A 19,328-nucleotide genomic window follows, 5' to 3' on the forward strand; every position below is an offset into this window, starting at 1 on the left:
TGGGTATCAAGGATTAAAATCGATCCTCATCCTATCCAGTCCGCCTCAATCTCCGGCAAAGAGGCGGGAGGGATTCCGGCCAATTTGCGCGTTGAGCGGGGAAACCCGGGAAAACACTGCAGAGTCAGTCCTTTGCCGGCGGTCTGGAGTTTGCGGTTCCTGTGGATGAGGAGTCGATCCGCGTGACAATTTGTCGTGGCCATGAGTCTTGTCCACATGCCTGGGCAAGAGATTTCCGGTTCGGTGTCAGATGTGAACAAGTCGCCGCTTTTCCACTTGCCTGAAGCCAGGCGCCGCCGTTAGCTGTTTTTGTCCCGCCTTATCAACAGACCGCGGAGAATTGCGTGGAGAACCGCAAAAACTACTTCCATCTGCATCTGATCTCCGATTCGACCGGCGAAACTCTGATCGCCGCCGGTCGAGCGGCTGCTGCGCAATTCCAGTCCTCCCATGCGCTGGAACACGTCTATCCGCTGATCCGCAACCGGAAGCAGCTGATGCAGGTCATGGACGCGGTCGACGGGGCACCGGGGATCGTCCTCTACACGATCGTCGACCGGGAACTTGCGGGCCTCATCGATCAGCGATGCCGCGAGATCGGCGTGCCCTGCGTCTCGGTCCTCGACCCGATCATCGAACTTTTCCAATCCTATCTCGGCTCGCCCTCGCGCCGCCGCTCCGGCGCGCAGCATGTCATGGATGCCGAATATTTCGCCCGGATCGAGGCGTTGAACTTCACGATGGATCATGACGACGGTCAGATTCCCTCCGATTTCAACGAGGCGGATGTGGTCCTTGTGGGTGTGAGCCGCACGTCGAAAACACCGACGAGCATCTATCTCGCCAATCGCGGTATAAAGACGGCGAACATTCCGATCGTGCCGGGCGTGTCCCTGCCCGATGCGCTCCTGAAGGCGACGAAACCGCTTATCGTCGGGCTCATCGCTTCGGCCGAGCGCCTCTCCCAGGTGCGCCAGCATCGCGTGCTCGGAACGACTCAGAACTTCCACGGGGAAGATTATACCGACCGGGCGGCGATCGCCGAGGAGCTGAAATATGCCCGCTCGCTTTGCGCGCGCAACAACTGGCCGCTGATCGACGTGACGCGGCGCTCGATAGAGGAGACTGCCGCCGCAATCGTTGCCCTGCGGCCGCGGCTTAGATAGAGCGAGCCGCAAGAACAGCTTGCAGACCGCGAACACGGAACCGGAAAAATGAAATCCTTGCTCGTATTGGCCTCGGCCAGTCCTTTTCGTCGCACTCTGCTTGCCAATGCAGGACTGGCCTTCGAGGCCCGGGCCGCCGCGATCGACGAGCGTGCGCTCGAGCAGCCGCTGGAAGCATCTGGCGCTTCGCCGGCCGATGTCGCCCTGGCGCTTGCCGAAGCCAAGGGGAAGGATGTCGCACGGTATTATCCGAATGCCCTTGTCATCGGTTCGGATCAGACGATGTCGCTTGGAACCCGCGTCTATCACAAGCCCCGGGACATGACGGAAGCCGCCGAACATCTCCGGTCGCTCTCGGGCAGGACGCACAGTCTCAACAGCGCGATCGTTCTCGTGCGCGGCGGCGAGGTCGTTTGGCGGCACGTCTCGACTGCGAAGATGACCGTGCGGCCATTGAGCGATGGCTTCATAGATCGACATCTTGCAAGGGTGGGCGAGAAGGCGCTGACAAGCGTCGGCGCCTATCAGCTCGAAGGCGAGGGCATCCAGCTCTTTGAGACCATCGAGGGCGACTATTTCACCATACTCGGCCTGCCGATGCTGCCGCTTCTCTCCAAACTCCGCGAACTGGGTGCGATCGATGCATGATTCACGTGAAACATTTGTTAACCATGCCTTTGTAACCGGCTATCCGGTGAAGCATTCGCGATCGCCGCTCATTCATGGCCATTGGCTGAAGCAGTTCGGAATTCGGGGAAGCTACCGGGCCCACGAGGTCACGCCCGAGGCCTTTCCCGATTTCATGCGGCAGATCAAGGAAGGAAGAACCGACTTCTGCGGCGGAAATGTCACGATTCCGCATAAGGAGGCCGCCTTCCGGCTGGCTGATCGGCCGGACGAGCTCAGCGCCGAACTCGGAGCGGCCAATACCCTCTGGCTCGAAAATGGAGAAATCCGCGCGACGAACACCGACGGGCGTGGCTTCGTCGCCAATCTGGACGAGAACGCCAAAGGATGGGACCGCATCTCGGCCGCGGTGATTCTCGGTGCCGGCGGCGCCAGCCGAGCGGTGATCCAGGCGATCCGGGACCGAGGGGTCAAGACGATCCATGTGGTGAACCGCACCCCCGAGAGGGCGAGGGAACTGGCCGATCGCTTCGGCACGGCGGTGCACGCACATTCGATGGCGGCGCTTCCCGAGGTCGTTTCAGACGCCGGCCTCTTCGTCAACACGACCTCGCTCGGCATGAACGGCGAGCCGGCGCCGGCGATCGACTTTTCGGGCCTGGCGCCAGACGCCGTCGTCACCGACATCGTCTACGTGCCATTGAAGACACCGCTGTTGCGGCAGGCGGAAGAGCAGGGCTTCCGCACCGTCGACGGACTTGGCATGCTTCTCCATCAGGCAGTGCCCGGATTCGAGAAATGGTTCGGTCTGAGGCCGGTCGTCGACGAAACGCTAAGACAGATCATCATCAGCGATATGGACAGGCACGCATGATCATCGTCGGGCTTACCGGCTCCATCGGAATGGGAAAATCGACCGCTGCGGGCATGTTCCGGGAACTCGGCGTGCCGGTGAACGATGCCGACGAAGTGGTGCATATGCTCTATAGCGGCGAAGCGGTGGCGCCGGTCGAAGCGGCCTTTCCGGGCATCGCCAAGGGCGGCGTCATCGACCGGGCCGAGCTTTCGCTTCGGCTTGTTGCGGCGCCCGAGCGGCTGGCCGAGCTGGAACGGATCGTCCATCCGCTGGTGCGCGCCAAGGAGCAGGAGTTCGTTGCGCGGCACAGAGCGGACGGTGCGCCTTTCGTGCTGCTCGATATTCCGCTCCTCTTCGAGACCAAGGCCGAGGCGCGCCTCGACCGCATCGTCGTCGTGACCTGCGATCCGGAGATGCAGAGGGAACGCGTCATGAAGCGCCCGGGAATGACCGCCGAGAAATTTGCGATGATCCTCGAGCGGCAGGTGCCCGACAGCGAGAAGCGCGCCCGCGCCGACTATATCGTCGACACCAGCGACAGCTTCGACGTCACACGGCAGCAGATCCGTGCGATCGTCGATGATTTGCGGGCGACTTAACCTTCGCAAACCCCCCTGACCCTAGCCGTCTCCCGAATGCGGGGAGAGGGAATCGACGCTGCCGCGAGTTTCCTTCGTCCCGCTTGTGGGGAGAAGGTGGCCGGCAGGCCGGATGAGAGGCGGCGATGGCCTTCAATTGCGCAGCAAATGACATTAAGAATGAAGGTCAGCTTCGGGTGATTCGTCCCGAAAAATCCTCCACAGGGCTCCCGCATGCGTGAAATCATCTTCGATACGGAAACGACCGGCCTCGACAACCGCGAGGACCGGGTAATCGAGATCGGCGGAATCGAGCTCGAGAACCAGTTTCCGACGGGGCGCACGATCCATATCTATATCAATCCGGGGGAGCGCAAGGTTCACCCGGAAGCCCTGGCCGTCCACGGCATCACCGACGAGTTTCTGAAAGACAAGCCGCCCTTTGCCGATGTCGCCCGGGAGATCGTCGATTTCTTCGGCGATGCCCGTTGGGTCGCCCACAACGCCACCTTCGATATCGGCTTCATCAATGCGGAGTTCGAGCGGCTCGGCCTGCCGCCGATCGGCAGCGACCGGGTTATCGACACTCTGGCTCTTGCCCGCCGCAAGCACCCGATGGGACCGAATTCGCTCGATGCGCTCTGCCGTCGCTACGGTATAGACAACTCCCATCGAACCAGGCACGGGGCCCTGCTCGACTCCGAACTGCTGGCCGAGGTCTATATCGAGATGATCGGCGGGCGCCAGGCCGCGCTTGGTCTCGTGATGACGGAGACGGGTGGCCGGTCGATGGAGGCCGACGACGGACCGGTCGTCGTCATCAAAAGGGAGCGGCCTTTGAGGCCACGATTGACGGAGGCAGAAATCGCTGCCCATGCGGCGCTCGTCGCGAAGATCGGCGCGAATGCGATCTGGGAGAAATACAGCGAAGCCGACTATGCCCTCAGATCGGAAGCGGTCTAGAGCCCTTCCAGGAAAGCGTGTAACCCGTTTTCCGTCCGCAAGTGCGTGGGGTCAAATGCTCCAGGCCTGTCCGTATCGCGGCGCCGCGGGGTCCCTCAAGCGAATCGCGCAGGCCGGGCATAAAAAACCCGGCTCGGTGAGCCGGGTCTACCAGTCATTCGGACCGATCAGTTGGCCGTGTCGTTGGTATTGGCCACCTGCGCGCGGACCTTTTCCTCAGCCATGCGCTGGGCAAACATCTGCGCGAAATCGATGGGATCGATCATCAGCGGCGGGAAGCCGCCGTTGCGGGTGGCGTCGGCCACGATCTGGCGCGCGAAGGGGAACAAGAGGCGCGGGCACTCGATGAAGAGCAGCGGCAGCATGTGCTCCTGCGGGAAGCCGGCGACGCGGAAGACGCCGCCATAGGCGAGTTCGACGTTGAAGAGCATCTTGTCGCCGTCCTTGGCCTGGGCGCTCAACGACAGGACAACGTCGAAATCATTCTCCGCCAGCGGATTGGCATTGACATTGACATTGATGTTGATCGAGGGGGAGCGGTCGCGAGCCTGCAGCGAACGCGGTGCGCCGGGGTTCTCGAAGGAGAGGTCCTTGACGTACTGGGCCAGGATATTGAGCGACGGGCTCTGCTGCTGCTGGGCACTGCCGTTGCCGTTGGATGCGGTATCAGTCGTCATAAGAGTTTCCTCGGACTTCGAAATGGTGAGGCCATCTAACATTTAGGGCTTAGGCTTACAACCCTCGTGGCCCGGCCCGGCCCGACGCAAGAGCACATCCGGCCCTTCTTTGGAAACCGGATTATAGACCCTATTGGAGCCGGGATCAGAAAAAGTGAAGCTCGGATCAATGAGGCAGACGATCCGGTGGCGGCGGCGGGTCGTCTTCATCCTCTGTCTTGCGCGAAAATTCGTCCTCGTCGAGATCGATCGTCAGCGGCCCGCGGCGCTCCTCGCGAGGGGTGCCAGCGGACCGGGGCCCAGCGGATTGAGGGCCAGAGGACCGGGAACCGGAGGATTGGGGACTGGAGGCACGATAGAAGCCGGTTGCGCTGCTCAAAATGGTCATCCGGCTGCGCAGGAAGCCGGCGATGGCGCGTCGGACCGGGGGCAGAAAGATCAGAAGGCCGACGAGGTCGCTGATGAAACCGGGCACGATCAGGAGGATAGCGGCGATGAAGATCAGCACACCGCCGAGAACGTCCAGCCCCGGATCGTTGCCAGTCCGTGCCGCCTCCTGAACGCGCCGGAGCACGCCGAATCCCTGGATGCGCAGGAGCATGATGCCGGCGACGGCACTTGCGAAAACGAGAAGAAGCGTCATCGCCACGCCGATCTCGCGCCCGACGGCGACGAAGCCGGCGATTTCCGCAAGCGGCAGCCCGAGAATGACCAGCGGGATCAGGAAACGCATCGCCCGTGCTCGCAAGAAGGTGAGTGCAATTGTCCGGTCTCCGGTTTATGGGTGCGACATCGTCGTTTGAATGGTCTATCCTTCCGGACTATATGGAACAGTACGAGAAATTCTAACAGCGGTTCCGGGTGGAAATGGGCTCTTTTGATTTCATCACATTTTTTTTCCTGATCGCTGCCGTGGTCATCTTCCTGCAATTGCGTAGCGTTCTAGGTCGCAGGACCGGCAGCGAGCGGCCTCCTTTCGATCCCTACTCTCCACGGGATATCGCCCAAGGGCCGGAAGCCAAGGATAACGGCAAGGTCGTTCAGCTTCCCCGTCGTGAGACGGCGGAAGACGAGTCGCGCTATGCCGCGATTGAGACCGTCGCCAAGGCCGGGACTCCGCTGAATGCCCAACTCCGGGCGATGACCGACGCGGATCCCAACTTCAATCCCACCGAATTCCTCAACGGTGCGAAGATGGCCTACGAGATGATCGTCATGGCCTTTGCCGATGGCGATCGTAAGACTCTTAAGGGTTTGCTGTCCCGCGAAGTCTATGAGGGCTTCGAGGCCGCGATTGCGGAACGCGAGGCCAAGGGCGAAGTTGTCAAGTCGACCTTCGTCGGCATCGATAAGGCCGATATCGTGCACGCGGAGATCAAGGACGCCGAGGAAAACATAACGGTCAGGATCATCAGCCAGCTTATTTCCGCGACCTACGACAAGCAGGGCAAACTGGTCGACGGAGACGCCGATTCGGTTGCCGAAGTGAACGACCTGTGGACGTTTGCGCGCGATATCCGTTCACGCGACCCGAACTGGAAGCTGATCGCCACCGAATCGGAAAACTGACCGGGAAGCGGGCGGCCATGACTTTTCATCTCGAGCCGGTCTCCTATTCGGAGCTGCCCGGCTGGTCTGCGGACGACCCGGCACCGGTGATCGCTTCGCTTCGGCGCTGTCACCGGCACGTAACGGAGGTGAAGCCGTACAAGACCGGCTCGCTCGGTATTTCGGTCGCAGACCTCCTGCCCGCCTTCGACGCGGCGGGCAGCGATTTTTCCGATGCGGCCGCCGCACGCGGATTTTTCGAGGCCCAGTTCGTTCCGTTCCGAATCCGCCCGGAAGAGAAAAGGACCGGCTTCGTCACCGCTTTCTACGAACCCGAGGTCGAGGTACGGACTGAGCCGGATGCGGAGTTCCGCTTTCCCTTCTACCGGCGTCCCTCGGACCTCATCGATATCGACGACATAAACCGGCCGGCAGGAATGGACCCATATTTCGCCTTCGGCCGCCGTCGCGACGGCAAGATCGAGGAATATCCGGACCGACGCGCGATCGAAGAAGGATTTCTCGCCGGCCGCGGTCTGGAAATCGCCTATGCCCGCTCCAAAGTCGACGTGTTCTTCGTCCATGTGCAGGGCGCCGCGCGGCTGATCTATCCGGACGGATCGCGCCGCCGCATCACCTATGCCGCCAAAACCGGGCATCGCTTTTCCGCCGTCGGGAAACTGTTGATCGATCGCGGCGAGATCGACGCCGCCACCGTGTCGATGGCGAGCATTCGCGACTGGCTGGCGGCCCATGCCGACAAGGCGGACGAGGTTCTGTGGCATAACCGGTCCTTCATCTTTTTCCGCGAAGCGCCGGTCGAGGAAGAGGGGCTCGGCCCCGTGGCGGCTGCCAAGGTGCCGCTGGAGCCGGGACGCTCGCTTGCTGTCGACCGCCTCATCCACACATTCGGCGTTCCTTTCTACGTCGCGAGCGAAACCCTGCTCCATCTCGACGGCGGACATCCCTTCGGGCGCCTGATGCTCGCGCTGGACACCGGCTCGGCCATCGTCGGCCCGGCGCGCGGCGATATCTTCACGGGCTCCGGCGACCGGGCGGGGAAACTCGCGGGTTCCGTGCGCAACGACGCAGACTTCTTCATTTTCGTGCCCCGCGCGGCCGCGGCCCGATATCGCGCGCAGTCCAGCCATGGCTAAGGACAAGAAGCTTTCCACCGAGGACCGCATTCTCTGGGGGAAGGTCGCGCGCTCGGCGCGGCCCATGCCCGGGCGGTTGGACGCTCTCGAGGAGCTGCTGGGCGGGACCGCGGAAATCAAGGCTGTACCTGGCCCGGAGGCGACGCCTCCCTCGAGCACGCCCGAAAGGGCCGGCAGGGGCTTTTCACTCAGCCGCGACAAGGCAGAGCACCCCCCTCATCATCCGCTGGAGCGGCCGGTCAAACGCAAACTGGCGAAGGGCCGGCTGACGCTCGAGGCGAGGATCGACCTGCACGGCATGATCCAGAGCGAGGCGCACGGACTGCTGCTGCAGTTCCTCCTGAGGGCGCGCGACCGCGGCTTGAGGCATGTCCTCGTCATCACCGGCAAGGGGACGTCGCTCGGCAGCGACGGCGCCCTGAAGCGAGCCGTGCCGCTCTGGTTCTCGCTTCCCGAGTTCCGGCCCTTGATATCGTCCTACGAACCGGCCGCCCGCAATCACGGCGGCGAGGGCGCGCTTTATGTGCGGCTGGCGCGGGCGAAGGGAGGCGCCTCATGACTCCCTTCGGCGAGGCCGTGCGCGAACTTCGCCGGCGCAAGGGCGTGTCTCAGAAAGAGATGGCGGCTGCAATAGGGGTTTCGCCCGCCTATCTCTCGGCTCTCGAACACGGCAAGCGGGGAGCGCCGAGCTTCGACTTCCTCCAGCGCGTTGCCGGCTATTTCAACGTGATCTGGGATGAGGCCGACGAACTCTTCCGGATAGCGCATCTTTCAGATCCGAAAGTCGTGCTCGACACGTCCGGCCTTCCGCCCGGTCACACTGCCTTCGCCAACCGTTTGAGCATGGAGATTCGCGGACTGTCGGCGGAGACGATTCGGGCACTGGAAGATGTTTTGGAAAAAGCCACATTTCCTGATAAGGACAGGGGATGAAAGCCCATCCCGGCCGCGATCTTCGCGTCCGGGATTTGGAACAATTGGACAAATTTTCTATAGTCCGCGAGGCATCTCGCGCTGTGATTCGCAATGAATCGCGACGTCCGAAAACCTGGAAAGATCTGAGCCCGAATGACCGATATTTCTGAGACCGAAGCCGGCGCAATCGCCGAATATGGTGCCGATTCCATCAAGGTGCTGAAAGGCCTCGATGCAGTGCGCAAGCGCCCGGGCATGTATATCGGTGACACCGACGATGGCTCAGGTCTGCACCACATGGTCTACGAGGTCGTGGATAACGCGATCGACGAGGCGCTTGCCGGCCATGCGGACATCGTAACGGTCACGCTCAATCCCGACGGTTCCGTCACGGTGACGGACAACGGTCGCGGCATACCGACGGACATCCACCGGGAAGAAGGCGTCTCGGCGGCGGAAGTCATCATGACGCAGCTTCATGCCGGCGGAAAATTCGACCAGAATTCCTACAAGGTCTCCGGTGGCCTGCACGGCGTCGGCGTTTCGGTTGTCAACGCCCTCTCCGTGTCGCTGAAGCTCAAGATCCGCCGGTCGGGCAAGATCCACGAAATGAGCTTCACCCACGGCGTTGCCGACGGGCCGCTCAAGGTAACGGGCGACGCCGGCAGCGAGACCGGAACCGAGGTCACCTTCACGCCGAGCGAACAGACCTTCTCGAACATCGAGTTCGAGTTCGGTACGCTCGAGCATCGCCTGCGCGAGCTCGCCTTCCTGAATTCCGGCGTCCGCATCGTGCTGACCGACAAGCGCCATTCCGACATTCGTCGGGAAGAAATGATGTATGACGGCGGTCTCGAGGCCTTCGTCGCCTATCTGGACCGGGCGAAGAAGCCGCTCGTGCAGAAGCCGGTGTCGATCCGCGGCGAGAAGGACGGCATCACCGTCGAAGTGGCAATGTGGTGGAACGACAGCTATCACGAGAACGTGCTGTGCTTCACCAACAACATTCCGCAGCGCGACGGCGGCACGCATATGGCCGGTTTCCGCGGTGCGCTCACGCGTCAGATCACCTCCTATGCCGACACATCCGGCATCACCAAGAAGGAAAAGGTATCGCTCACGGGCGACGATTGCCGCGAGGGCCTGACGGCTGTGCTGTCGGTGAAGGTTCCCGATCCCAAATTCTCCTCGCAGACCAAGGACAAGCTGGTGTCCTCGGAAGTCCGCCCCGTCGTCGAAAGCCTGGTCAACGAGGCCCTGAGCGTCTGGCTCGAAGAACATCCTTCCGATGCCAAGATTCTCGTGGGCAAGGTCGTGGAAGCGGCCGCCGCGCGCGAAGCCGCGCGCAAGGCACGCGAGTTGACGCGCCGAAAAGGTGCGCTCGACATCTCGTCGCTGCCCGGCAAGCTCGCCGATTGCTCCGAGCGCGACCCGGCCAAATCCGAACTCTTCCTGGTGGAGGGCGACTCGGCAGGCGGCTCCGCCAAGCAGGGCCGCTCGCGTGAAAACCAGGCGATCCTGCCATTGCGCGGCAAGATCCTCAACGTCGAGCGCGCGCGTTTCGACAAGATGCTGTCGAGCCAGGAAATCGGCACGCTGATCACCGCGCTCGGCACGTCGATCGGCAGTGACGAGTTCAACGCCGACAAACTGCGCTATCACAAGATCATCATCATGACGGACGCCGACGTCGACGGCGCCCACATCCGCACGCTGCTGCTCACTTTCTTCTTCCGGCAGATGCCGGTGCTGATCGAGCGGGGCCACCTCTATATCGCCCAGCCGCCGCTCTACAAGGTGGCCCGCGGCAAGTCCGTCCAGTATCTCAAGGACGAGAAGGCGCTTGAAGATTATCTGATCAACATGGGCCTCGAGGAGGCGTCGCTCGAACTCGCTTCGGGCGAAGTGCGCGTCGGCCAGGATCTCCGCGAGGTCATCAACGATGCGCTGCGACTGCGCTCGCTGATGGATGGGCTCCACTCCCGCTACAATCGCTCGGTCGTGGAGCAGGCTGCCATCGCCGGAGCGCTCAACGTGGAACTCAACGGCGAGCGCGACGAATATCAGTTGATCGCCGCCGAAGTGGCCCGCCGGCTGGATGTCATCGCCGAGGAGACCGAACGCGGGTGGGAGGCAACGGTGACGGCGGAAGGCGGGCTGAAGCTCGAGCGCATGGTGCGCGGCGTCAAGGAAGCGGCCGTGCTCGACATGGCGCTGATCGGTTCTTCGGATGCACGCCATATCGATCAGCTCAAGGCACGGCTGAAGGAGGTCTATGGCGCTCCGCCGGTGCTGCGCCGCCGCGACGGCACGCAGGAGATCAGCGGTCCGCGCGCACTTCTCGACGCGATCTTCGCCGCCGGCCGCAAGGGGCTCACCATGCAGCGCTACAAGGGCCTGGGCGAAATGAACGCCGAGCAATTGTGGGAGACGACCCTCGATCCGAACGTCCGTTCGCTGCTGCAGGTCAAGGTTACCGATGCGACGGATGCGGATGGTCTGTTCTCGCGCCTGATGGGCGACGAAGTGGAGCCGCGGCGCGACTTCATCCAGGAAAACGCACTGAGCGTCGCCAATCTCGATATCTGACGCGCAGGTATAGGCGCGGCACTTTGATCATGGTTCCGACGAGAGCAGGGCGATCCACGCCCTGCTCTCGTCTTACGGAAGCTCGATCGCTCGCGTGTCATTCGCCCGTGAAACGTCCTTCGAAGACGAATTCGCTGACGGGCTTGCGCTGACTTGGTTTTTCGCGTTCCCGCAGATCGTCCGGCAGGGTGGAAGGATCCGCAATCCTGCCGATCGCGACGGCTGCCTCGACCCGGTAGTGCTCCGGAACACCGAGCACCTGCATGGCCTTCTCTCTGTCGACCCCCGCCATCGCATGGGCATGCCATCCGGCGAGCTGCGTCTGCAGCGCGAGCGCGAACCAGGACGCTCCCGTGTCGAATGCGTGCGTATAGGCCGGCCTCAGCTCGCCCGTCGATGTGACCCTGTGAGTCTTCGAAAGGATGATGACCAGGGCAGAGGCGTTTTTCGCCCAGCGCTGATTGCCCTCGTCGAGCGTCGACAGCAGGCGAGCGAAATGCTCGGTGCCGTGGCGGGCGTAGACGAAGCGCCAGGGCTGAAGATTGCTGGCCGAAGGCGCCCAGCGCGCGGCTTCGAAGAGCGCGAGCAGATCCTTTTCTCCGATCTCCTCGCCTGTGAAGGCGCGCGGCGACCAGCGCTCCAGAAAGATCGAGTGGATGGGGTGATCGGCTCTTCTATGGTTGATTTCTGTCACGAAGGAACATCCTTATTTCTTGCAGATACGCACCTGTCCGACGCATCGCCATTCCTGCGCGTCAGCTCAGCAGGCGCGAAGGATCCGTAAACCGCAATCATGTGATTGTCGAACCGGCGAAAAAAGCTGTATAAGTTCTGTAGATTTTTTGAGGAAGGACTCGACATGAATCTGAAAGACCCGTCGCTGCTTCGCCAGGCTGCTCTCGTGGGCGATACCTGGATCGAAGCCGACCCGAAGAATGCGATCGAGGTGAACAATCCGGCGACCGGCGAAATCATCGGCCGCGTTCCGAAGCTCGGCGCCGCCGAGACCAGAACGGCGATCGAGGCCGCGGCGCGGGTGCAGAAGGAATGGGCGGCGCGGACCGCCAAGGAGCGCTCGGTGGTGCTGCGCCGCTGGTTCGAGCTGATGATCGAAAACAAGGACGATCTCGGCCGGCTTCTGACGATGGAGCAGGGCAAGCCGCTCGCGGAGGCGACCGGCGAGATCGTCTACGGAGCGAGCTTCATCGAATGGTTCGCGGAAGAGGCGCGGCGTGTCTATGGCGACCTGGTTCCCGGTCATCAGAAGGATAAGCGCATTCTGGTGATGAAGCAGCCGATCGGCGTCGTCGCCGCGATCACGCCGTGGAACTTTCCGAACGCGATGATCACCCGCAAGGCCGGGCCGGCCTTTGCCGCCGGTTGCGCCATGGTCTTGAAGCCGGCCGCGCAGACGCCGTTTTCGGCGATCGCCATCGCCGTGCTCGCCGAGCGCGCGGGCATGCCGAAAGGCCTTTTCAGCGTCATCACCGGCTCAGCTCGCGAGATCGGCGCCGAGATGACTTCGAACCCGACCGTCCGCAAGCTTACCTTTACCGGCTCGACCGAGGTCGGCGCGGAGCTCTATCGCCAGAGCGCGGCCACGATCAAGAAGCTTGGCCTGGAACTCGGCGGCAACGCCCCGTTCATCGTTTTCGATGATGCCGATCTCGATGCGGCGGTCGAAGGCGCGCTGATCGCCAAGTTCCGCAACAATGGCCAGACCTGCGTCTGCGCCAACCGCATCTATGTGCAAAACGGCGTCTACGAGGCGTTTTCGGAGAAACTCGCCCAGGCCGTCGGCAAGCTCAAGACCGGCAACGGGATGGAGGACGGCGTCATCCTCGGACCGCTGATCGACCAGCCGGCGCTGAAGAAGGTCGAGGAGCACGTGGCGGATGCGCTTGCGAAGGGCGCGCGCGTGGTGCAGGGCGGCCGTCGCCATTCGCTCGGCGGCACCTTCTACGAAGCGACGGTGCTGGCCGACGTGACCCAGGCGATGGCGGTCGCGCGGGAAGAGACATTCGGCCCGGTGGCGCCGCTCTTCCGCTTCAAGGACGAGTCGGATGTGATCGCACAGGCGAACGACACCGAATTCGGCCTTGCCTCCTATTTCTATGCCAAGGACCTCGCCCGCGTCTTCCGCGTGGCGGAAGCGCTGGAATATGGCATGGTCGGTGTCAATACCGGCCTGATCTCCACGGCGGAGGCACCCTTTGGTGGCGTCAAACTCTCGGGACTCGGTCGCGAGGGGTCGAAATACGGCATCGAGGAATTCATGGAGATCAAATATGTCTGCCTCGGCGGCATCGCCTGAGGCGGCGCTCCCTCGAAAAACCGGCCGGAAAGTTCTGGCCGGTTTTTTCTTTTGCCGGTAAGAGGCTGGGAAGCACTCGGTCGCCGCCGGCAGATTGCGGCAGACACACTCGGACGCAGAAGGAGAGCAATCGATGCCCGCCCCGAAAAACACCTTCAAAGCGGCGATCCGCGAAAACCGCTTTCAGCTCGGTCTCTGGGTGGCGCTCGCCAGTCCCTATGCGGCGGAAGTGGTGGCCGGCAGCGGTTATGACTGGCTGCTGATCGATGGCGAGCATGCGCCGAACGATATTCCCATGCTGGCGGCGCAGTATCGCGCCGTCGCCGGCGGAGGCAGTCATCCGATCGTCCGCCTGCCGGTCGGCGACGCGGTCATGATCAAGCAGATCCTCGATGCCGGCGTGCAGACGCTGTTGATCCCGATGGTCGACAATGTCGAGCAGGCGCGGCAGCTCGTGCGCGCCGTGCGTTACCCGCCGCATGGCGTTCGCGGTGTCGGTGCCGCTCTCGGCCGGGCAACGAACTTCAGCCGCATCGGCGACTACCTCGAAAACGCCAACGAAGAGATCTGTCTGCTGCTGCAAATCGAGAGCCGGGCAGGGCTCGAGGCGATCGACGCCATCGCTGCGCTGGACGGCGTCGACGGCCTGTTCGTCGGTCCGGCGGATCTTGCCGCGGACATGGGGCACCTCGGCAATCCGGGTCATCCGGAGGTACGTACAGCCATAATCGAGGCCTTCGCGCGGATCGAGCGTGCCGGCAAGGCACGCGGGATCATGACCCTCGACCCCGCCCAGGCGCGAGACTATCGCGAGCTCGGTGCCGATTTCATGGCGATCGGCACCGATGTCACCTTGCTCGTCAGCGCAACGGAGCGGCTGCGCCGGGAATTTCTTGGAGAGAGCGGACCGATACGGACGGAATCCGGCTATTGATCGATTCCTCACAAGGACTGGGAAGGGCGTCTCATAAGACGCGCGGGCTGTAGGAAACTTTTCGAAGGACGGCAATCTCTCCTCCGTCCTCGTCACAGGGATCCAGCAGCGCCGCGTCTGCGGCGCGGGAAGAGTTCTTTCAGCCCAAGGACTTGGTCTGGCTGGATCCCTGTGACGAGCACAGGGATGAGGCGATCAACAAGCGGCGAACGGAAAACCGTCACACACATTTCCTGGAAACGCTCCAGTCATCGTGACCTACGGAATCGACTGGAGCAGCGTCTCCCGCGCCGATTTCAGGTGTCGCCGGCAGGCCTGTTCGGCGAGCGTGGGATCGCGCGATTGCAGCGCGGCGATATAGTCGAGATGCTCCTCCAGCGCCCGGGCGTTGCGCTCCCGCGCATTCGCCTTGTTCCACTGGTAGTGATAGTGAAAGACGATGGCGATGACATCGTAGAAGTCGATGATGAAGCGGTTGCTGGACGATTTGTGCACCAGCAGGTGGAGGCGCTCGTCGAGTTCGGAAAATTCGCTGTAGCGCTTGTCGATGTCGGCGAGAATCTCCCGATGCACCGCCTCGATCTTCTTCAGCTCCTCCCAGGCCGGGTCCTGGTCGGGAAGGGAGACGAAGCGAGCGGCCGAGCGCAGTTCGAACATCTCCCTCACTTCCGTCAGTTCGAGCGCGAATTCGCGCGTGAACCCCTTGAGAACCCAATGGCTGTTCGGCCGTTTTTCGATCAGCCCGAAACGGCTGAAGCGGATCAGGAATTCGCGCACGCTGGTCGTTCCGGCACCGATCTCGCGGGCGAGCTCGAGCTCGTTGATCTGCATGCCGGGCTCGGCGCCGCCAGCCAGAATCCGGCGCATGAAGCTCCGCTCGATCCTTTCGGCCAGCGAATCGGTCTCCGCGGTCGGGAAGTAGTCCGAGGGCTCAGGTCGTCTCAGCACCGTCTTGCTGCGCTTGTCCCAGGCGATGAGGCTCAGTTCCTCGCAGCGCGTCAGGATGGCGCGCACGGTCGTGCGGCTGACGCCGAGCGCCTGCCCGAGCTCCGGTTCGGAGGGAAGCGTCGAAGTCTCCGCGAACAGCTCCAGGCAGCGGTTGAAGGCATCCTTGAAAACGGTGTTCTGCTTCGCCATGGCGAGGATCCGGCCCGGTTCGGGTTTCTCGTGTCGGCACGTCGAGGCTCCCGTTCCGCGACGGCCGCAATGGGCCCATAATAGCCATTGACGAACATCTGTCTATTGTAGATAAAAGACAGAACCAGTGTTTTCACATGTGGGGAACCGTTCGGGAGGAGCTTGATTTGCCCGCACCGTCTTCGATCCTTCTTTCGCCGGACGATAACGTCGTCGTCGCCACCGCTGCGATTGCGCCGGGCGACCGGCTGGCCGGCGGCGTGTCGGCGGTCGCGCGCATCGAGCCGGGCCACAAGGCCGCGATCCGCAGGATCGACGTCGGTGAGCCGGTGGTCAAATACGGCCAGGCGATCGGCCGCGCCACGTCCCCCATCGCGCCCGGCGAGCACGTTCATTCGCATAACCTTGCCTTCGATCAGGGTCGGCTCGCCATTGGTGCCGCCGTTCCGCCGGAGGCTGCCAGCGAGGCGGACAAAGCGCGCACGTTCCTCGGCTATCGACGGGCGGACGGCCGGGCCGCAACGCGCAATTATATCGGCATCGTCGCCAGCGTGAACTGTTCCACCACGGTCTGTCGCGCGATCGCCGACGAGGCGAACAGGCGCATTCTGCCGAAATATGAAGGCATCGACGGTTTCGTGCCGATCGTCCACGACCAGGGATGCGGCATGTCGTCCACGGGCGACGGAATGAAGAACCTGCACCGGACGCTCGCCGGCTATGCGCGTCACGCGAATTTCGGCGGCGTGCTGATGGTCGGGCTCGGCTGCGAGGTCAATCAGCTGACGCTCTACGGCCAGAGCGGGGCCGGGGCCGAGAAGCGGCATTTCAACATCCAGGAGGCCGGCGGCTCGCGCCGTTCCGTCGAGCGCGCGCTCGGCATTCTCGACGAGATCGCCAAGGAAGTCGCGGCCGCCAGGCGCGTGCCGATCCCGGTCAGCGAGATCATCGTGGGGCTGCAATGCGGCGGTTCGGACGGGCTTTCCGGCATCACCGCCAATCCGGCGCTCGGTGCGGCGGTCGACATACTCGCCGCCGCCGGCGGCACGGCGATCCTTTCCGAGACCTCCGAGATCTACGGAGCCGAACATCTCCTGCGCAGCCGTGCGGTAAACGAGACGGTCGCGGTCAAGCTCGATGGCCTGATCGCCTGGTGGGAGGACTATGTGGCGATGCATGGCGCGTCGCTCGACAATAATCCTTCGCCGGGTAACAAGCGGGGCGGCCTGACGACGATTCTCGAGAAATCGCTGGGCGCCGTGGCCAAGGGCGGCCGCTCGCCGTTGAAGGCCGTCTACAATTACGCCGAGCGCGTGAGGGAGCCCGGACTGGTCTTCATGGACACGCCCGGCTACGATCCGGTTTCGGCCACCGGTCAGGTCGCCGGCGGCGCCAACGTGATCGCGTTCACGACGGGCCGCGGCAGCTGTTTCGGCTGTCGGCCGGCGCCGTCGATCAAGCTCACCAGCAACACGGCGCTCTATCGGGCCATGGAAGAGGACATGGACATCGACTGCGGCGTCATCGCCTCGGGTGAAGCGACGATCGCCGATCTCGGCCGGGGGATTTTCGAGCTCATCATCGAGACCGCCTCGGGCCGAAAGACCAAGAGCGAGCTTTTCGGCTACGGCGACAACGAATTCGTGCCCTGGCATCTGGGGGCGACGCTTTAAGGCTGAGGGGCGAAGCGAGACGCATGTAAGGGCGCAATCCTTGGGGGAGGAAAACAAGGAATGCAGACGAGAAGGATAGGCCGGACCGCGCTTGCGGTGACGGAGTACAGTTTCGGCACCGCGGGACTGGGCGGTCTCTATCGGGAATGCACCCGTGAAGCGGCGATGGCGACGCTCGACGCGGCCTGGGAAGCGGGTATCCGCTATTTCGATACGGCGCCGTTCTATGGCCTTGGCCTTGCCGAGCGGCGGGTCGGCGACTTCCTGCGCGACAAGCCGCGCGACAGCTTCGTGCTGTCGACGAAGGTCGGTCGCCTGCTTCACCCGGTGCCCGAGAACCAGGTCCCTGACTATTCCTACGTCAAGCCGCTGAACTTCGACGTCACCTATGACTACGGCTACGACGCGATCATGCGTTCGGTCGAGATGAGTTATGCCCGTCTCGGTCTCAATCGAATCGATATTCTTTATGTCCACGACATTGGCGGCTACACACATGGTGCGGCGAAAAACGCCGTTTACCTGCGGCAGCTTCTGGATTCGGGCCTGAAAGCACTCGAGGAGCTGAAATCGAGCGGCGTCATTTCGGCCTACGGTCTCGGCGTCAACGAGGTGCCGGTCTGCCTCGACGTCATGCGCCAGGCCGACATCGACTGCATCCTGCTTGCCGGCCGCTATACGCTCCTGGACCGCTCCGCGGTTGCCGAGCTCCTGCCGCTCTGCGCGAAGAAGCACACCTCGCTGGTCGTCGGCGGCGTGTTCAATTCCGGCATTCTCGCGACCGGGCCGGTCGAGGGAGCGCATTTCGATTACATGCCGGCGACCGACGAGGTGCGCGCCAAGGTCGCGGCGATGGAAGCCATCGCCGGGCAGCGCGCCATGCCGCTGGCCGCCCCGGCCCTGCAGTTCCCGCTGGCCAATCCCAACGTCGCCTCGGTGCTGCTCGGAACCGCCAAACCGTCGAGCCTGAAACGGAACATGGAACTGACCCGCTACGGGATCGCGCCGGAAGATTACGCGGCCTTCGAACCCCATACACTTGTCGCGCCCGAGCTGGGGCCGGAGGCGGTAAGGGCCTGATGCTTCGCCGCCCTCAAGGGCGGCCGCCACTCTCCATAAGCAACCGGGCCGCATGCACCTGGCGACCCGGTCGATAACGGAACAAGGTGTAACTGAGGAGAACCCGATGAGCATAGCCAAGCGCATTCTTTCACGCCGTGCCTTCAATGCCCTGGCCGGCGCCGCTTTCGTCGCCGCAATGGTCCCCGCGACCTCTTTCGCGCAGGACGTCACCATCCCCATCATCGTCAAGGACACCACCTCCTTCTACTGGCAGATCGTGCTTGCGGGAGCGCGCGCCGCCGGCAAGGATCTCGGTGTCAACGTGCCGGAGCTCGGCGCCCAGTCGGAATCCGACATCAACGGCCAGATCACCATCCTGGAAAACGCCGTTGCGGGCGCGCCGGCCGCGGTCGTGATCGCGCCGACGGAGTTCAAGGCGCTCGGCAAGCCCGTCGACGAGGCCGCCAAATCGGTTCCGGTGATCGGCATCGATTCCGGGGCGGATTCGAAGGCCTTCACCTCGTTCCTGACCACGGACAACGTCCAGGGCGGACGCATAGCCGCCGACGGTCTTGCCGCCGCCATCAAGGAGGCGACCGGCAAGGAAGAGGGCGAGATCGCGATCATCACCAGCCTGCCGGGTGTCGGCTCGCTCGACCAGCGCCGCGAAGGCTTTCTCGATCAGGTCAAGACGAAATATCCGGGCCTGAAAGTGGTTGCCGACAAATATGCCGACGGTCAGGCGACGACCGGTCTCAACATCATGACCGATCTGATCACCGCCAATCCCAACCTCGTCGGCGTTTTCGCCTCGAACCTGATCATGGCGCAGGGCGTCGGCCAGGCGATCGCCGAGAACAAGCTCGGCGACAAGATCAAGGTGATCGGCTTCGACAGCGACGACAAGACCGTGGGCTTCCTCAAGGAAGGCGTGCTGGCGGGCCTCGTCGTCCAGGATCCCTACCGCATGGGCTATGACGGCGTGAAGACGGCTCTTGCGGTCTCCAAGGGCGAGAAGGTCGAAGCCAATGTCGATACCGGCGCGAATCTGGTCACCAAGGCCAATATGAGCGAGCCGAAGATCGACGCGCTTTTGAATCCGAAGGTCAACTGACGAGCGCGATTGCGCGGC

Annotated in this window: 19 protein-coding genes; 15 read left to right on the top strand and 4 right to left on the bottom strand. The window is 63.0% G+C overall.

Annotated elements, in window-relative coordinates; all coding sequences use genetic code 11:
* Positions 1 to 344: 344 nt before the first annotated feature.
* The 5 genes from ACTJKL_RS15830 to dnaQ all read left to right on the top strand — a co-directional run bounded on the left by ACTJKL_RS15830 (position 345) and on the right by dnaQ (position 4,190).
* Positions 345 to 1,166 (top strand): pyruvate, water dikinase regulatory protein, encoded by an 822-nt coding sequence (locus tag ACTJKL_RS15830; protein WP_440853266.1) that lies wholly within the window; start codon positions 345 to 347, stop codon positions 1,164 to 1,166.
* 48 nt (positions 1,167 to 1,214) lie between these two features.
* Positions 1,215 to 1,814 carry a Maf-like protein gene (locus ACTJKL_RS15835; RefSeq protein ID WP_440853267.1) on the top strand — a complete coding sequence of 200 codons (600 nt, stop codon included), beginning with the start codon at positions 1,215 to 1,217 and terminating at the stop codon, positions 1,812 to 1,814.
* Entirely contained in the window at positions 1,807 to 2,667 is an 861-nt protein-coding gene (locus ACTJKL_RS15840; protein WP_100672627.1) for a shikimate dehydrogenase, read from the top strand. Before ACTJKL_RS15835 ends, ACTJKL_RS15840 begins: the two co-directional genes overlap by 8 nt.
* Complete coding sequence (coaE, locus tag ACTJKL_RS15845) at positions 2,664 to 3,248, top strand: dephospho-CoA kinase (RefSeq protein ID WP_440853268.1); 585 nt, start codon at positions 2,664 to 2,666, stop codon at positions 3,246 to 3,248. The genes ACTJKL_RS15840 and coaE overlap by 4 nt, the downstream gene beginning before the upstream one ends.
* Before the next feature lie 213 nt (positions 3,249 to 3,461).
* Positions 3,462 to 4,190 (top strand): DNA polymerase III subunit epsilon, encoded by a 729-nt coding sequence (gene dnaQ, locus ACTJKL_RS15850; RefSeq protein WP_440853269.1) that lies wholly within the window; start codon positions 3,462 to 3,464, stop codon positions 4,188 to 4,190.
* A 167-nt stretch (positions 4,191 to 4,357) separates the two neighbouring features.
* Here dnaQ and secB read toward each other — a convergent pair whose 3' ends face one another.
* Positions 4,358 to 4,867: a protein-export chaperone SecB gene (gene secB / locus ACTJKL_RS15855; RefSeq protein WP_026169012.1), complete on the bottom strand. Its 510-nt coding sequence runs from the start codon at positions 4,865 to 4,867 to the stop codon at positions 4,358 to 4,360.
* 166 nt (positions 4,868 to 5,033) lie between these two features.
* A complete protein-coding gene (locus ACTJKL_RS15860; RefSeq protein ID WP_440853270.1) occupies positions 5,034 to 5,600 on the bottom strand; it encodes an FxsA family protein in 567 nt (188 codons plus the stop codon).
* A 134-nt stretch (positions 5,601 to 5,734) separates the two neighbouring features.
* Between ACTJKL_RS15860 and ACTJKL_RS15865 the strand changes: the two genes are divergently transcribed.
* The 5 genes from ACTJKL_RS15865 to gyrB all read left to right on the top strand — a co-directional run bounded on the left by ACTJKL_RS15865 (position 5,735) and on the right by gyrB (position 11,076).
* Entirely contained in the window at positions 5,735 to 6,436 is a 702-nt protein-coding gene (locus ACTJKL_RS15865; protein WP_018098687.1) for a Tim44/TimA family putative adaptor protein, read from the top strand.
* Positions 6,437 to 6,453: 17 nt separating this feature from the next.
* On the top strand, positions 6,454 to 7,572 hold the full coding sequence (gene mltA / locus ACTJKL_RS15870) for a murein transglycosylase A (RefSeq protein WP_440853271.1): 1,119 nt from the start codon (positions 6,454 to 6,456) through the stop codon (positions 7,570 to 7,572).
* Complete coding sequence (locus ACTJKL_RS15875; RefSeq protein WP_100672620.1) at positions 7,565 to 8,131, top strand: Smr/MutS family protein; 567 nt, start codon at positions 7,565 to 7,567, stop codon at positions 8,129 to 8,131. The genes mltA and ACTJKL_RS15875 overlap by 8 nt, the downstream gene beginning before the upstream one ends.
* Complete coding sequence (gene relB, locus ACTJKL_RS15880; protein ID WP_003531717.1) at positions 8,128 to 8,505, top strand: type II toxin-antitoxin system RelB family anti-toxin; 378 nt, start codon at positions 8,128 to 8,130, stop codon at positions 8,503 to 8,505. The genes ACTJKL_RS15875 and relB overlap by 4 nt, the downstream gene beginning before the upstream one ends.
* 135 nt (positions 8,506 to 8,640) lie before the next feature.
* Complete coding sequence (gene gyrB / locus ACTJKL_RS15885) at positions 8,641 to 11,076, top strand: DNA topoisomerase (ATP-hydrolyzing) subunit B (RefSeq protein WP_324762569.1); 2,436 nt, start codon at positions 8,641 to 8,643, stop codon at positions 11,074 to 11,076.
* A gap of 97 nt (positions 11,077 to 11,173) precedes the next feature.
* On the opposite strand, the gene ACTJKL_RS15890 is transcribed toward gyrB, so the two are convergent.
* Positions 11,174 to 11,770, bottom strand: a complete 597-nt coding sequence (locus tag ACTJKL_RS15890) for a nitroreductase family protein (RefSeq protein ID WP_127710510.1) — start codon at positions 11,768 to 11,770, stop codon at positions 11,174 to 11,176.
* A 165-nt stretch (positions 11,771 to 11,935) separates the two neighbouring features.
* On the opposite strand from ACTJKL_RS15890, the gene gabD reads away from it, so the two are divergent.
* Positions 11,936 to 13,390, top strand: a complete 1,455-nt coding sequence (gene gabD, locus ACTJKL_RS15895) for an NADP-dependent succinate-semialdehyde dehydrogenase (protein WP_440853272.1) — start codon at positions 11,936 to 11,938, stop codon at positions 13,388 to 13,390.
* A gap of 133 nt (positions 13,391 to 13,523) precedes the next feature.
* Complete coding sequence (gene hpaI, locus ACTJKL_RS15900) at positions 13,524 to 14,324, top strand: 4-hydroxy-2-oxoheptanedioate aldolase (RefSeq protein WP_100672616.1); 801 nt, start codon at positions 13,524 to 13,526, stop codon at positions 14,322 to 14,324.
* A 258-nt stretch (positions 14,325 to 14,582) separates the two neighbouring features.
* On the opposite strand, the gene ACTJKL_RS15905 is transcribed toward hpaI, so the two are convergent.
* Positions 14,583 to 15,461: a GntR family transcriptional regulator gene (locus ACTJKL_RS15905; RefSeq protein WP_100672615.1), complete on the bottom strand. Its 879-nt coding sequence runs from the start codon at positions 15,459 to 15,461 to the stop codon at positions 14,583 to 14,585.
* A gap of 137 nt (positions 15,462 to 15,598) precedes the next feature.
* On the opposite strand from ACTJKL_RS15905, the gene ACTJKL_RS15910 reads away from it, so the two are divergent.
* The 3 genes from ACTJKL_RS15910 (at position 15,599) to ACTJKL_RS15920 (ending at position 19,310) form a co-directional block, all read left to right on the top strand.
* A complete protein-coding gene (locus tag ACTJKL_RS15910; RefSeq protein WP_440853273.1) occupies positions 15,599 to 17,134 on the top strand; it encodes a UxaA family hydrolase in 1,536 nt (511 codons plus the stop codon).
* A gap of 60 nt (positions 17,135 to 17,194) precedes the next feature.
* Positions 17,195 to 18,214, top strand: a complete 1,020-nt coding sequence (locus tag ACTJKL_RS15915) for an aldo/keto reductase (RefSeq protein ID WP_411922073.1) — start codon at positions 17,195 to 17,197, stop codon at positions 18,212 to 18,214.
* A 106-nt stretch (positions 18,215 to 18,320) separates the two neighbouring features.
* Positions 18,321 to 19,310 (top strand): ABC transporter substrate-binding protein, encoded by a 990-nt coding sequence (locus ACTJKL_RS15920; RefSeq protein WP_018098677.1) that lies wholly within the window; start codon positions 18,321 to 18,323, stop codon positions 19,308 to 19,310.
* Positions 19,311 to 19,328 lie beyond the last annotated feature (18 nt).

It is taken from the genome of Sinorhizobium sp. 22678 (assembly GCF_052044265.1).
In the GTDB taxonomy this organism is placed as follows: domain Bacteria; phylum Pseudomonadota; class Alphaproteobacteria; order Rhizobiales; family Rhizobiaceae; genus Sinorhizobium; species Sinorhizobium meliloti_A.